At 74.3% G+C, this 14,053-nt stretch carries 12 protein-coding genes; 8 read left to right on the top strand and 4 right to left on the bottom strand.

The genetic code is table 11. The annotated features are described in order from the left end of the window. A partial coding sequence (locus OO57_RS18430; RefSeq protein WP_033253609.1) for an aldehyde dehydrogenase family protein occupies nucleotides 1-1,053 on the bottom strand: 1,053 nt, incomplete at its 3' end. A 184-nt stretch (nucleotides 1,054-1,237) separates the two neighbouring features. On the opposite strand from OO57_RS18430, the gene OO57_RS18425 reads away from it, so the two are divergent. From OO57_RS18425 to OO57_RS18415, 3 genes are all read left to right on the top strand, one after another. Further along, nucleotides 1,238-2,035: an IclR family transcriptional regulator gene (locus tag OO57_RS18425; RefSeq protein WP_051777920.1), complete on the top strand. Its 798-nt coding sequence runs from the start codon at nucleotides 1,238-1,240 to the stop codon at nucleotides 2,033-2,035. Nucleotides 2,036-2,326: 291 nt separating this feature from the next. Further along, complete coding sequence (locus OO57_RS18420) at nucleotides 2,327-3,646, top strand: pectate lyase family protein (RefSeq protein WP_051777919.1); 1,320 nt, start codon at nucleotides 2,327-2,329, stop codon at nucleotides 3,644-3,646. Between the two features lie 115 nt (nucleotides 3,647-3,761). Further along, nucleotides 3,762-4,883, top strand: a complete 1,122-nt coding sequence (locus tag OO57_RS18415; protein WP_033253608.1) for a pectinesterase family protein — start codon at nucleotides 3,762-3,764, stop codon at nucleotides 4,881-4,883. Nucleotides 4,884-5,278: 395 nt separating this feature from the next. On the opposite strand, the gene OO57_RS18410 is transcribed toward OO57_RS18415, so the two are convergent. Both OO57_RS18410 and OO57_RS18405 read right to left on the bottom strand, forming a co-directional pair. Next, nucleotides 5,279-6,409, bottom strand: a complete 1,131-nt coding sequence (locus OO57_RS18410; RefSeq protein WP_033253607.1) for a hypothetical protein — start codon at nucleotides 6,407-6,409, stop codon at nucleotides 5,279-5,281. 153 nt (nucleotides 6,410-6,562) lie between these two features. Beyond that, a complete protein-coding gene (locus OO57_RS18405) occupies nucleotides 6,563-7,492 on the bottom strand; it encodes a 5-dehydro-4-deoxyglucarate dehydratase (RefSeq protein ID WP_033253606.1) in 930 nt (309 codons plus the stop codon). A 231-nt stretch (nucleotides 7,493-7,723) separates the two neighbouring features. Between OO57_RS18405 and OO57_RS18400 the strand changes: the two genes are divergently transcribed. From OO57_RS18400 to OO57_RS18380, 5 genes are read left to right on the top strand one after another with little or no spacing between them, the layout of a single operon-like run. Next, a complete protein-coding gene (locus OO57_RS18400; RefSeq protein ID WP_033253605.1) occupies nucleotides 7,724-8,650 on the top strand; it encodes a carbohydrate ABC transporter permease in 927 nt (308 codons plus the stop codon). Next, nucleotides 8,647-9,531, top strand: coding sequence for a carbohydrate ABC transporter permease (locus tag OO57_RS18395; protein WP_051777918.1), 885 nt, complete (start codon nucleotides 8,647-8,649; stop codon nucleotides 9,529-9,531). Before OO57_RS18400 ends, OO57_RS18395 begins: the two co-directional genes overlap by 4 nt. A gap of 59 nt (nucleotides 9,532-9,590) precedes the next feature. Further along, nucleotides 9,591-10,886 carry an ABC transporter substrate-binding protein gene (locus OO57_RS18390; RefSeq protein WP_033253604.1) on the top strand — a complete coding sequence of 432 codons (1,296 nt, stop codon included), beginning with the start codon at nucleotides 9,591-9,593 and terminating at the stop codon, nucleotides 10,884-10,886. Nucleotides 10,887-10,892: 6 nt separating this feature from the next. Continuing rightward, nucleotides 10,893-12,050, top strand: a complete 1,158-nt coding sequence (locus OO57_RS18385) for an enolase C-terminal domain-like protein (RefSeq protein ID WP_051777917.1) — start codon at nucleotides 10,893-10,895, stop codon at nucleotides 12,048-12,050. Further along, on the top strand, nucleotides 12,047-12,823 hold the full coding sequence (locus OO57_RS18380) for an NAD-dependent epimerase/dehydratase family protein (protein ID WP_033253603.1): 777 nt from the start codon (nucleotides 12,047-12,049) through the stop codon (nucleotides 12,821-12,823). Before OO57_RS18385 ends, OO57_RS18380 begins: the two co-directional genes overlap by 4 nt. Here the strand turns inward: OO57_RS18380 and OO57_RS18375 are convergent. Continuing rightward, nucleotides 12,810-13,985, bottom strand: coding sequence for a hypothetical protein (locus OO57_RS18375; protein ID WP_033253602.1), 1,176 nt, complete (start codon nucleotides 13,983-13,985; stop codon nucleotides 12,810-12,812). The genes OO57_RS18380 and OO57_RS18375 overlap by 14 nt on opposite strands. Nucleotides 13,986-14,053: the final 68 nt, after the last annotated feature.

Here is a 14,053-nt window from a genome sequence, read left to right as displayed (position 1 = left end):
TTCGGGGGTGGGGGCGGGGCCGGGGGCGAGGAGGACCTCGACGCCGGGGAGGGTGGTGCGGTGGGCGGCGCCGGTGAGGTAGGCGTCGCGGATGCGGGGGTCGAGGAGGGGGACGGCGGGCACCTGGGCGGCGGCGGTGACGGCGGCCTTCTCGAGGGCGGGGTGTCCGGCGGGGAGGAGGACGAGGCCGGGTTTGGTGCAGTACTGGCCGTGGCCGAGGGTGAAGGAGGCGGCGAGGCCGGTGCCGATCTCCTCGGGGCGGGTGGCGGCGGCGCGCCGGGTGACGAGGACGGGGTTGAGGCTGCCGAGTTCGCCGTGGAAGGGGATGGGGCGGGGGCGGGCGGCGGCGAGGTCGTGCAGGGCGCGGCCGCCGCGCAGGGAGCCGGTGAAGCCGACGGCGGCGGTGAGGGGGTGCTGGACGAGGTGGGTGCCGGCGGTGAAGCCGTGGACGGTGGTGAGGACGTCGGCGGGCAGGCCGACGCTCTCGGCGGCGCGGCGCAGCAGGCGGGCGCAGAGTTCGCCGGTCTCGGGGTGGCCGGGGTGGGCCTTGACGACGACGGGGCAGCCCGCGGCGAGGGCGCTGGCGGTGTCGCCGCCGGGGACGCTGAAGGCGAGCGGGAAGTTGCCGGCGGCGAAGACGGCGGCGACGCCGAGCGGGGTCTTGGTGCGGCGCAGGTCGGGGCGGCCGGTGGCGGGGTCGGCGGGGTCGATCCGGACGTCGAGGTAGCCGCCGTCGGCGGCGGTCTCCGCGAAGGTGCGCAACTGGTGGGTGGTGCGGGCGAGTTCGCCGGTGAGGCGGGTTTCGCCGAGGGCGGTCTCGGCGTCGGCGGCGGCGAGGATCTCGGGGCGGGCGGCGTCGAGGAGGTCGGCGGCGGCGTGCAGCAGGGCGGCGCGGCGGGGGCGGTCGGCGAGGGCGTCGAGGGTGTGGTGGGCGGCGGTGACGGCGCGGTGGACGTCGGCGGGCCCGGCTTCGCGGGCGGGGTGGGCGCGGACGGTTCCGGTGCGCGGGTCGGTGCTGGGGACGGGGGCGCCGGGGCGGGCTTCGGCGGTCATGGCGCGGGCCTCCTCGTGGGGTGGCGGGGTCGGGTAGCGTCCGGTAGCGCGGCGGTGTGCGGTCGGCCGCGGGCCGGACGGTCCGGCAACCCTCACCTGTTCAGCCACTTGTTCAGTATGCTGAACGACAGTCAACTATTTGAACTTCGCGGGACGATACGCCGCGGGACAGAAGGGGTCAAGGATGCCCTCGCCGACCAACGCCGCCCAGAGCGGCACCAGCCCGGGCGGCGGCGCCCAGGTGAAGTCCGCCGTCCGGACGGTGGAGCTGCTGGAGTACTTCGCCGGCCGGCCCGGCATGCACAGCCTGGCGGAGGTGCAGGAGCAGACCGGCTACCCGAAGTCGAGCCTGTACATGCTGCTGCGCACGCTGGCCGAGCTGGGCTGGGTGGAGACGGACGCGACCGGCACCCGGTACGGCATCGGGGTGCGGGCGCTGCTGGTGGGCAGCTCGTACATCGACGGGGACGCGGTGGTGGCCGCGGCCCGCCCGGCGCTGGACGTGCTGGCGGAGGACACCGGGGAGACCATCCACCTGGCCCGGCTGGACGGGGCGAACGTGGTGTACCTGGCGACCCGCCAGTCCCAGCACAGCCTGCGGCCGTTCACCCGGATCGGGCGGCGGCTGCCCGCGTACGCGACCTCGCACGGCAAGGCGCTGCTGGCGACGCTGGGCGACGAGGCGGTGCGGCGGCTGCTGCCGGAGCGGCTGGAGCCGCTGACCGAGCACACCCACACCGACCGGGAGGGGCTGCTGCGGGAGCTGGCCGAGGTGCGGACGCGCGGCTACGCGGTGGACCGGGAGGAGAACACGCTGGGGCTGCGCTGCTTCGGCGTGGCGATCCCGTACCGCACCCCGGCCCGGGACGCGGTGTCGGTGTCGGTGCCGGTGGCGCGGCTGACGCCGGGCCGCGAGCAGACCATCCGGGACGCGCTGTTCGACGCCCGGGACAGGCTGACCCTGGCCACCCGCCACCTGTGAGCCGGCCGGGCCGGAGCCGCTGACGCGGCGTCATGTACCTTTCGGCGCCCCGCACCCCGTGTGCGGGGCGCCGTCGCGTTCCGGCGTCGGACGCCTTGACAGGGCTGCGCGGGGCTCCCTAGGTTGCGGACACGGATGCGACCGGCGTTCACGGACGTGAACCGGAACGGCGTCCGCCCGCACCACGCGCACTCCGCAGCGCACGCGCCCCGCACGCGCGCCGCGCCGCCCCGCACCGCACCGCACCGCACGCATGCACCCCCACCCGACAGCTCGACGAGGAGCCCCGTCATGCGTCTGCCCCGCTCCGTCCGCACCACCGGCCCGCTGTTCGCCGTCGCCGCCCTGTGCGGCTCGCTGGCCTGCGTCCCGCCCGCCCGCGCCGCCGACCTCGGCCGCTCCGTGCTGCCCGCGAAGGACGGCTGGGCGTCGGCCACCACCGGCACCACCGGCGGCAGCAGGGCCGATGCCGCCCACACCTTCACCGTCTCCACCCGCGCCCAGTTGGTGGCCGCGCTCGGCGGCGAGAACTCCGGCAACGGCTCCAACGCCACCCCCAAGATCATCTACGTCTCGGGCGTCATCGACCTCAACTCCGACGACTCCGGCCGGCACCTGGACTGCTCGGCGTACGCCACCGACGGCTACTCGCTGCCCGCGTACCTGGCGGCCTACGACCCGCAGGTCTGGGGCACCGCCGAGGAGCCCTCGGGCGCCCTGGAGGACGCCCGGGCCGCCTCGCAGAAGAAGCAGGCCGACAAGGTGCAGGTCAACGTCGGCGCGAACACCACCATCGTGGGCGTCCGCGGCGGCACGCTGCGCGGCGGCGGCCTGGTGGTGAAGAACGTCGACAACGTGATCGTCCGCAACCTGTCGTTCGAGAACGCCGCCGACTGCTTCCCGCAGTGGGACCCGACCGACGGGGCCACCGGCAACTGGAACTCCGAGTACGACGCGATGACGGTCTACGGCGCCACCCACGTCTGGGTCGACCACAACACCTTCTCCGACGGCGCCGTCCCGGACTCCAGCCTGCCGACGTACTTCGGCCGGATCTACGAGGTCCACGACGGGCTGCTGGACGTCGTGAAGGGCGCGGACTACGTCACCGCCTCCTGGAACGTGTTCAAGGACCACGACAAGACCAACCTGATCGGCAACAGCGACGGCGCCTCCGCCACCGACGCGGGCCACCTGCGGGTGACGTTCCACCACAACCTGTGGCAGAACACCGTGCAGCGCGCGCCCCGGGTCCGCTACGGGCAGGTCGACACCTACAACAACTACTACGCACCGGCGGCCGGGGAGTACGAGTACGGCATCGGGGTCGGCAAGGCCTCGCAGATCGTCGCGCAGAACAACTACTTCGCGCTGCCCTCCGGCATCACGGCCGCCAAGGTGCTCTACAACTGGGGCGGCACCGCGCTGACCGCGAGCGGCAACTCGGTCAACGGCACCACCACCGACCTGGTCGCCGCCTGGAACGCCGCCAACCCCGCCAAGCAGCTGGGCACCGACGCCGGCTGGACGCCCACCCTGCGCACCAAGGTGGACCCCGCGGCGGCCGTCCCCGGGAAGGTCAGGGCGGGCGCGGGCGCCGGCCGGCTCTGAGCCCCCGCGCCCCCAGCGCGCACCCCCACCGCGTGGGCCCCGGCGAGACCCTCCCGCCGGGGCCCGCGCCGTCCTGCCCCTCCCCCGCCCTTCCGTCCCGCCAGGAGGAACGCCCGTGCCCACCCGCCGCACCGTCCTGCTCACCGCCGCCGGGGCCCTGCTCGGCGCCGGTCTCACCACCGCCCCGGCGGCCGCCGCCGCCCCGGCCCGTCCCGGGCGGTACGGCTCGCCCGCCGACCGGCCGGACCCCCGCACGCTGTACGTGGACCCGGCCGGGTCCGGCGACCACCGCACCGTCCAGGAGGCCGTGGACGCCACCCCGGCCAACGAGGACCCGGCCACCGGCTGGACGCTCGTCCTGGCGGCCGGCACCTACCGGGCGCCGGTGCGCGTCCCGGCCGACCGCAGGCACCTGACCGTGCTCGGCGCGACCGGCCGCGCCGCGGACGTGGTCGTGGTGCACGACAACGCGGCGGGCACCCCGAAGCCCGGCGGCGGCACGTACGGCACCACCGGCAGCGCCACCTTCACCGTGCTGGCCGACGGCTTCACCGCCGCGGACGCGACCTTCGCCAACGACTGGCTGCGCGCCGACCACCCCGGCTGGACCGGCACCCAGGCGGTGGCCGTGAAGGCCACCGGCGACCGGACGGCCTTCCTGCGCTGCCGCCTGCTGGGGCACCAGGACACGCTGTACGCCGACTCGGCGGGCCTGGGCTCCTTCGCCCGGCAGTACTACGGCCGCTGCTACGTGGAGGGCGACGTGGACTTCGTGTTCGGACGGGCCACCGCCGTCCTGGACCGGTGCGAGCTGCGCATCCTGGCCCGCACCGACCTGGACTCCGTCCCGCAGGGCTTCGTGTTCGCCCCGAGCACCGCCCGGGCGAACCCGCGCGGCTTCCTGGCCACCCGGTGCGCCTTCACCAGCACCGCGCCGGCCGGTGCCTTCCGGCTGGCGCGGCCGTGGGTGCCGAGCAGCGACACCACCGCCTGGCCGATGCTGACGGTGCGCCGGTCGCACCTCGGCGCGGGCATCGACCCGGCGGAGCCGTACGCGAACATGTCGGCCGCCTACCCGTGGCAGCAGCAGCGCTTCGCCGAGTACGCGAACACCGGGCCGGGCGCGCGGGTGCCGGTGCCCGCGAACCGGCCGCAGCTGACCGCCGAGACCGCCGCCGCGCACACCCGGGAGGCGTACCTGACGGGCACCGACGGCTGGCGGCCGTGGGAGCGCTGAGACGACGGCCTGCGGCCGCGGGCGTGCCGACGTGGCGTCGGCACCCCGCGGCCGCAGGCACGGGCGGGGGCAGGGGCCCGGGCACGGACACAGGTGCTGGCGCAAGCGCAGTGGCGGGCACGGGTGCAGGCGCAGGCACGACCGCAGGCACAGGCACAAGCGCTGGCGCAGGCGCAGGCGCAGGCGCGACCGCGAGCGCAGGCGCAGGCGCAGGCGCGACCGCGAGCGCAGGCGCAGCAGCAGGCACGACCGCGAGCGCAAGCGCAGACGCAGACGCAGACGCAGACGCGAGCGCAGACGCAGACGCGGGCGCAGACGCGGGCGCAGACGCGGGCGCAAGCGCGGGCGTCGGCGTGCCCGGGCGGGCTCGGTGGGGTGGGGGTGCGGGGGTGGTGTCAGGGCGGGTTCAGCAGGTGCCGGACGGCGGCCAGGTCGGTGTCGGAGGCCAACCCGGCGTGGTAGAGGCGCAGTTCGTCGGCGTCCGGGACGTCCTGTGGCGGGCCGCCGCCGAGGGCGGCGACCACGGGGCGGTTGGCGGCGAGCACGGTGCCGGGGCGGCGGTGCGGGGCGGCGAGCGGCAGCAGGTGGTGCGGGAGGACCAGGCCGTCGGCGAGGCCGAGCAGCCAGTCGGCCTCGACGCCGGGGTTGGGGCCGCTGCGGTGCGGGACGGGGTCGGCGTGCAGCAGGATCCGGAAGCCGGGCGGGGCGGCGGCGCGGACGGCGGCGACGGCGGCGGCCTGGAGGCGGCGGGCGGCGGCCAGCCGGTGGGTGCGGGCGGTGGCGGCGAGGTCGGCGCCCAGCAGGTGCTCGATCCGGGCCCACTCCTCGGGGAGGTCGGGTTCGGGGGCGCCGCGCCACAGCGGTTCCAGGGCGGTCCGGGTGGCGGCGTGCAGGGCGGCGGCGTCGGGGCCGTAGCCGGTGCGGCAGGCGGGGCAGAAGCACAGCGACATCAGGAACTGTCCGGCGGGGCCGAGCGGGACGCCGCCGATCTTGTCGTGGGCGTGCAGGTGGGTGAGGCCGTACCAGCCGCAGGACTCGAGTTCGGTGCCGGTGGTGCCGGGCCGGACGGCGGCCTCGGCGGCCAGGTCGGCGCAGTACTCGACGACTTCCGGCTGGGCGATGCACGGGGCCCAGGGGTAGTGCTCGCCGTACGCGTTGCGCACCGTGCAGCGCGGGTTCTCGTCGCCGAGGCGGGAGTTGTGGGCGAGGACCACCCAGGAGTGCACGTCGAGTCCGGCGGCGGCGAGGGCGGTGGCGGCCTCGCCGAACGGGTCCGCGCCGTCCAGCCAGTGCTGGGCGGTGGGGCGCAGGGCGCGGCCGTGCCAGCGGGCGGGGTCGGGCGGGTAGTAGGCGGCGGAGTGCGGGGCGGTGACGATCCGGCGGGCGGGGTGGCGGGGGGTCAGGGCCCGGGTGGAGTGGTAGGCGGCGGCGAGGGTGGCTCCGTGCAGGCCGAGCCCGGCCAGCAGTTCGGGGGCGGCGGGGTCGCCGGTGACGTCCCACGGGTAGAGGAAGGCGGAGGCGCGCACGGGGGCTCCTGGTGGTCGGCGGGCCCGGCCCGGGGCGGGTCGTCCCCGGGCGGGTCGTCCCGGGGCCGCCCGGCCGGTTGCGGTCCGGTCGGGCGGCGGGCGGTCGGGCAGCGGGTGGTCGGGCGGACGGCGGGCGGTCGGGCGGCGGACGGGTCAGAGCAGGGCGCGGGCCCGGGTGACGAGTTCGGCGAGCGCGGCGACGTGCTCGGGGTCGGGTTCGGCCAGCGGGGCGCGGACGGTGCCGACGTCGAGGCCGTCGAGCCGGACGCCGGCCTTGACCAGCGAGACCGCGTAGCCGCGGCCCTGGTTGCGCAGTTCGACCAGGGGGCGGAAGAAGCCGTCGAGCAGGCGGTTGGCGCTGGCGTCGTCGCCGCCGTTGACGGCCTTGTGGAAGGCGAGGGCGAGGTCGGGGGCGAAGCAGAAGACGGCGGAGGAGTAGAGGGTGACGCCGAGTCCGCGGTAGGCGAGGCCGGTGAGTTCGGCGGTGGGCAGGCCGTTGAAGTAGCGGAAGTCGAGGCCGGGGTGGGTGGTGCGGACGGCGCTGATGACGCGCTGCAGCAGGTCGAGGTCGCCGATGCCGTCCTTGAGCCCGATGACGTTGTCGAGGGCGGCGAGGGCGGCGACGGTGTCGGGTTCGAGGACGGCGTTGTCGCGGGCGTAGACGATGACGCCGAGGTCGGTGGCCCGGGCGAGGTCGGTGTAGTGCCGCAGCAGGCCCTGCTGGGAGGGCTTGACCAGGTAGGGCGGCAGGGCGAGGACGCCGTCGGCCCCGGCCCGTTCGGCGCGGCGCAGGAACTCCAGGGCGAGCGCGGTGCCGTGGCCGACGCCCGCGACGACGGGGACGGCTCCGGCGGTCTCGGCGACGGCGGCGGCGACCACGGCCTCGTACTCGTCGAGGTCGAGGGCGTGGTACTCACCGGTGCCGCAGGCGGCGAACACGGCGCCCGCGCCCGCGTCCAGGCGGGCCCGGACGTGGGTACGGAAGGCGGTGGTGTCGAGGCTGCCGTCGGGGGTGAAGGCGGTGACGGGGAAGAACAGCAGGCCGTCGAGGCGGCTGCGCAGGCGGTCGGGCGTGTCGGGCATGGGGTTCTCCTGGGGGGAACGGCGGGACGGCGGGCGGAGGGTGCACGGACGGGAGCGGGGACGGGGGCGGTCGGGGCCGCGGGCGCCACAGCAGCGTTATACATCATTCTGATCGCAGTACACATCCATGAACGAAGAATCAAAATCCTTACGCGTCCAGAGGGTTGACTGCCCATCACGCCCTCCCTAGTGTGTCCACGCATGTGAACGGCGTCCACGAATGTAGAGGAGGTGAGCTCCCCAGTGACGCTCGCCGGTCCGTACGGAGCCCGCACCCGCCGGGCGCTCACCCCGTACGTCCTGATCGCTCCGACCGTGCTGCTGCTGGTCGGTTTCCTACTGGTGCCGCTCGGCAGCGTCGGCTACTACGCGCTGCAGCACCGGGTGGTGAACGAGCCGTACGACGACGCGTTCGTCGGGCTCGACAACTTCTCCCGGATGCTGGGCGACCAGCAGTTCTGGCACAGCCTGGTGTTCTCCGCGAAGTGGGTGGCCGCCGAGGTGGGGCTGCAACTGCTGCTGGGCCTGGTGCTGGCCCTGATCGTGAACGAGACCTTCGTCGGCCGGGCGGTGGCCCGGGCGCTGGTGTTCTCGCCCTGGGCGGTGTCCGGGGTGCTGACCACCGGGATCTGGCTGCTGCTGTACAACCCGGCCACCGGGGTGTTCCACCAGCTGTCCGAGTTCGGCCTCGGCGATCCGGCGACCTCGGTGCTGGGCGACCCGGACACCGTGTTCCCGGCCGTGGTGGTGGCCGAACTCTGGCGCGGCGTACCGTTCTTCGCCATCCTGATCCTCGCCGACCTGCAGTCCGTCCCGAAGGACCTGTACGAGGCGGCGTCGATCGACGGCGCGGGCCGGGTGCGCAGCTTCCTGCACGTGACCCTCCCCCACCTGCGGGACGCGATCGTGCTGGCCACCCTGCTGCGCGCGGTGTGGGAGTTCAACAACGTCGACCTGCTGTACACCCTGACCAACGGCGGCCCGGCCGGGGCGACCACCGGCCTGCCGCTGTACGTGGCCCAACTGGCCCGCAAGTCCTACGACTTCGGCTACGGGTCGGCGCTGACCACGGCGGCCTTCGTGCTGCTGCTGTTCTGCTCGGTGCTGTACCTGCGGCTCAGCCGCTTCGAGGGCCGGGGCGAGGGGGTGCAGCGATGAGCGCCGACGCGACCCGGCTGCCCGCCGTCCACCGGCCCGCCGCCCGCTCCTCCCGGGGCGCCGCCGCCCGCGCGGGCGCCGGACGGGCGCTGCGGCTGTTCCTGCCGCTGGGCCTGTACCTGCTCTTCACCCTGGTGCCGTTCTACTGGATGCTGCTGTTCGCGCTGCGCCCGGCCGGTTCCACCGCGCTGGTGCCCTGGCCGGTGACCTTCGAGCACTTCGACACGGTGTGGAACGGCATGGGCTTCCGCACCTACTTCACCAACAGCGTGCTGATCGCCGCACTGACCCTGGTGTCGGTGACCTTCTTCGCCCTGATGGGCGGGTACGCGCTGGCCAGGTTCGCGTTCCGCGGGCGGCGGGCGTTCATGCTGGCGCTGCTGTGCACCCAGTTCGTGCCGGGCGCGATGATGCTGATCCCGCTGTTCAACGTCTTCCAGCTGCTGCACCTGATCGACACCCGGTGGAGCCTGGTGGTCGCCGAGACGGTGTTCCAGCTGCCGCTGGCGATGATCCTGATGAGCGGTTTCGTGAAGAACGTGCCGGTGGAGCTGGAGGAGTCGGCGATGGTGGACGGCTGCGGCCGGCTGCGCGCCTTCCTCGCGGTGGTGCTGCCGCTGCTGCGGCCGGGCATCGTCGCGGTCGGCTCGTTCGCCTTCATCGGCAGCTGGAACAACTTCCTGTTCGCGCTGATGTTCCTCAACGACCCGGAGCTGCAGACCGTCCCGGTGGGCCTGCAGACCACCATCGGCGAGAACACCGTGGACTTCGGCGCGCTGGCCGCGGGCGGCGTGGTCGCCGCGGTGCCGGTGGTGCTGGTGTTCGCCTTCGTGCAGAAGTACCTCGTCCAGGGCATGAGCGCCGGCGCCGTCAAGGGCTGAGCGCCGCCCGCCCCCGCAAGCTCCCCCACCCCGTCACAGAGAAGACAGGACTCCCACCCATGGCCCGCTCCCTGCGCACCGCCGCCGCGGCCCTCGTCGCGCTCGGTCTGCTGACCGCCTGCTCCTCGGGCGGCTCCTCCGGCGACTCCGCGAAGAGGACCGTCATCACCTTCTGGGACAACAACGCGGGCCCGGCCCGCACCCCGCTGTACCAGCACCTGATCGACGAGTTCGAGAAGGCGCACCCGGAGATCGAGGTGAAGTACGTCGGGGTGACCAGCTCCGAGGTCGCCGAGAAGTACAACACCGCGATCGCCTCCGGCTCCACCCCCGACGTGGGCGGCGTCACCACCGCCCTGCTGGCCTCGCTCACCGCGCAGAAGGCCCTCGTCCCGCTGGACGAGCGGCTGGCGGGCAGCCCGCTGAACGGGAAGCTGTCGGCGGCGATGCTGGAGACCGCGAAGGCCGCGGCGGGCGGCAAGGGCCTGTACCAGCTGCCGTCCTCCGGCAACCAGGACGTGATCTGGTACCGGGCGGACAAGTTCAAGGAGGCCGGGATCGAGGTCCCGAAGACCTGGGACGAGCTGTTCGCGGCCGCGGCGAAGCTCACCGACAAGTCGAAGAACCAGTACGGCTTCACCATCCGCGGCGGTGCGGGCTCCGGCTTCCAGGTGCTGGCCGAGGCGTTCGCCTACTCCGGGGTGACCGAGGTGTTCGACGCGGGCGGGAAGTCCACCGTCGACGACCCGCGGAACGTCGAGCTGATCGCGAAGATCGCCGCCCAGTACAAGAACACCACCCCGGAGGCCGACGTCTCCAACGCCTACCCGCAGATGCTGGCCCAGTTCCAGGCCAACCAGGTGATGATGGTGCACCACAACCTGGGCTCCACCAAGGACGTGCGCAGCGCGCTCGGCGACAAGGTGGCCGGGATGCTGCTGCCCGCCGGGCCGGCCGGCACCGCGACGCTGGCCAACCCGGTCGACGGCTTCGGGGTGTTCAAGAACTCCAAGCACCAGGACGCCGCCTGGACCTTCCTGGAGTTCCTCGACTCGCACGCGTCCAACTCGTACTGGAACGAGAACGCCGGGCAGATCCCCGCCAACACCGAGGCGTACGCGGACGACTGGTACGTCAAGTCCGGCATCACCAAGCAGGCCGGGGACGCGCTCAACAGCGGGAAGCTGGTGCAGCCGCCGGTCTACCTGCCGCAGTACTCGAAGATCACCAAGACCGAGGCGGAGCCGAACTTCCAGAAGGTGCTGCTGGGCAGGATGACGCCCGCGGAGTTCGCGAAGTCGGTGGCCGACGCGCTGACCAAGGCGCAGGCCGACTACAAGGCGAAGAACGGCTGAGCGGCGGTGGCAGCCATCGAATCGGTCGAGGTGTCCTTCTTCACCACCCTCGCCCGCACCGCCGTCGACCCGCACGGCCACCGGCACCCGGCCGAGCCGCACGAGGTCCGCGAGGCCCTGCTGACCGTCACCGACGCCGACGGCGTCGCCGGGCGGGTGCTGGTGCAGCCCGACCACCTGCGCCCGCACGTGCTGGAGAAGTACGTCCGGCCCGCGCTGCTGGGGCAGGACGCGCTGGAGCGCGAACGGCTGTGGACGGCGCTGGCCCGGCGCCAGCGCGGCGCGGGCGGCGGACTGACCGACCGGGCGCTGTGCTTCGTCGACCTCGCGCTGTGGGACCTCGCGGGGCAGCGGCTGGGCCAGCCGGTGTGGCGGCTGCTCGGCGGCGCCCGCCGGGAGGTGCCCGCGTACGCCTCCACCATGTGCGGCGACGAGACGGCGGGCGGGCTGGCCACCCCGGCGGACTACGCGGCCTTCGCGGTGCAGCTGGTCGAGCAGGGCTACCGGGCGATCAAGCTGCACACCTGGATGCCGCCGGTCGCGGGCGCGCCCAGTGTGGCGATGGACGTGGCGGCCTGCACGGCGGTGCGCGAGGCGGTCGGCCCGGACGTCGAGCTGATGCTGGACGCCAACCACTGGTACTCGCGCACCGAGGCGCTGCGGCTCGGCCGGGCGCTGCAGGAGCTGGACTTCTACTGGCTGGAGGAGCCGATGGAGGAGGCCTCGGTGTCCTCCTACCGGTGGCTGGCCGAGCAGTTGGACGTCCCGGTGATCGGCCCGGAGACCTCCTGGGGCAAGAACTTCACCCGCGCCGAGTGGGCGGCCTCCGGCGCCTGCGACATCCTGCGCACCGGCACCACCGACGTCGGCGGCATCACCCCGGCGGTGCGCACCCTGCACCTGGCCGAGGCGTTCAACCTGGACTGCGAGGTGCACGGCAACGGCTCCGGCAACCTCGCCCTGCTCGGCGCCACCACCAACGCCCGCTGGTACGAGCGCGGGCTGCTGCACCCGCTGGTCGACTTCGACCTGCTGCCGCCGCACCTGAACTCGGCCGTCGACGCGATCGACCGGCACGGTGTGGTGCGCTTCCCCGAACGCCCGGGCCTGGGCGACGATTTCGACCTCGACTACATCAAGTCCCACACCGTGGAGGTGTCGTGACACTCGTCCTGCTCACCGGCGCGGCCGGCGGCATCGGCGCCCTGCTGCGCGAGCTGCTGCCCCCGTACGGCTACCGGCTGCGGCTGGCCGACCTCAAGCCCGTCGCGGGCGTCCCGGACGCGCTGGCCTTCGACCTGGCCGACGCCGACGCCGTCCGGGAGGCGGTGCGCGGCGTGGACGCGGTCGTCCACCTCGGCGGGATCTCGCTGGAGGACACCTTCGCCAACATCGCGCACAGCAACATCGAGGGCACCTACCGGCTGTACGAGGCGGTGCGCGCCGAGGGCGTGCGCCGGGTGGTGTTCGCCAGCTCGAACCACGCGGTGGGCTTCACCCCGCTGGACGGCGACCTCCCGGTGCGCGCCGACACCCCGCCGCGCCCGGACACCTACTACGGCCTGTCCAAGGCGTTCGGCGAGTCGCTGGCCTCGCTGTACGCCGACAAGTACGGGGTGGAGACGGTCTCGCTGCGGATCGGCTCCTGCTTCCCCGAACCCCGCTCGCCCCGGATGCTCTCCACCTGGCTCAGCCCCGCCGACTGCGCCCGCCTGGTGCACGCCGCCCTCACCGCCCCCGACGTCGGCCACACCGTCGTCAACGCCATCAGCGCCAACACCCGCGCCTGGTGGGACCTCGCCCCGGCCCGCTCCCTCGGCTACGAACCGCAGGACGACGCCGAGGCGTACGCCGAACGGATCCTCGCCGAACACGGCGAACTGGACCCGGACAGCGTGGACGCCCGCCTGATCGGCGGCCACTTCACCACCCTGTAGCAACGACCTCGACGCGTTCGCGCACCACGTCGACCGCGGCGATCCGGCCCTCGACCGGTTGTCCGGGGGCCGGACCGCCGCCGCGCAGCAGGACGGGCAGGCCGTCCAGTTCGGCCGTCCCGTCCGCCCCGGCCTCGACGGTGACCTGCTCACCGACCCGTAGCGCCCGCAGCCGGGCCCACCGGACGTCGCCGGGGGCCGGGCAGGGGATCCAGCGCCGGCGCAGGAAGCCGTCCGGGTCGGGGCGGACCCCGGTGAACAGCGGCGGGTCCCGGTCGGCGTCGGTCGAGAGCAGCGCGGCGCTCCGGGCGGCCGAGAGGTCGGGAAGCGGGTCCCCGCCGTAGTAGCGGCCGCCGGCGATCCGGCCGTCGGCGTGTTCGACGAGCAGGTGGGCGCTGTCGCCCTCGGTCATCGCGGCCAGTGCCGCGGCCACCGCACCCGCGTCGCCGAGGACGTCGGGCCGCACCGACAGTTCGGCGCGCGGAACGAGGCCGGCCCGGACGGCGTCGAGGCCGGCGGGGGTGAGCCGGTGCCAGCGGGCGGCGTTGCCCGCGTACTGCTCCTCCAGCAGCGCGGCCTCGCCCCGCTCCACGCACCAGCGCAGCCGCTCCCAGAACTCCTCGTCGGCGGGGCGGGGTTCGACCTCGCCGGGTTCGGGGTCGTAGGCGTACGGAGAGGCGTCGATCCGCTCGGCGAACAGCCCTGAGGCGTCGGTGGCGGCGACGGCCCGCTCGCACGGCAGGTGGCTGCCGACGTACATGTACTGGTCGTAGCCGATGTGCACGGCGAACCGGCCCTCGACCTCCAGGCAGCCCCAGAACCCGCTGTCGCGCAGCATCGCCCGCACGAGTTCCTGCGCGGTCGGCACGTCCACCGGCAGCCCGTCGTAGAGGGCCTCCCGGCCGCCGGGCAGCAGAGCGTCCAACTCGACTTCCTCGTACGGCGGTTCGAGCCCGAAGTGGAACAGTCCGGACGGCAGCGACGGCTCCCGGACCTCCAGTTCCGTCACGTCGGACTCGGCCGCGAACGCGGCGACGGCGGCGAGGTACGCCGCCTCCACCGGGCCGTGGTCGCTGTCGGTGTCCTCGGTGCCGGTGTAGTGGCCGTACTCGTTGCGGTCGGCGGGGTCGTACTTGGTGACGCGGTACACGTGCGGCAGCATCCGGTGGTCATCCCTCCTCGTCGGGTCCGTCGCCCCGGACGATCCGCAGGCGGGCCCGTTCGGGGGTG

The sequence above is a fragment of the Kitasatospora phosalacinea genome (genome assembly GCF_000717185.1).
Classification (GTDB): Bacteria; Actinomycetota; Actinomycetes; order Streptomycetales; family Streptomycetaceae; genus Kitasatospora; species Kitasatospora phosalacinea_A.
Note: the sequence above shows the minus strand (reverse complement) of the source record. Positions and strands in the feature narration are given on the sequence as shown.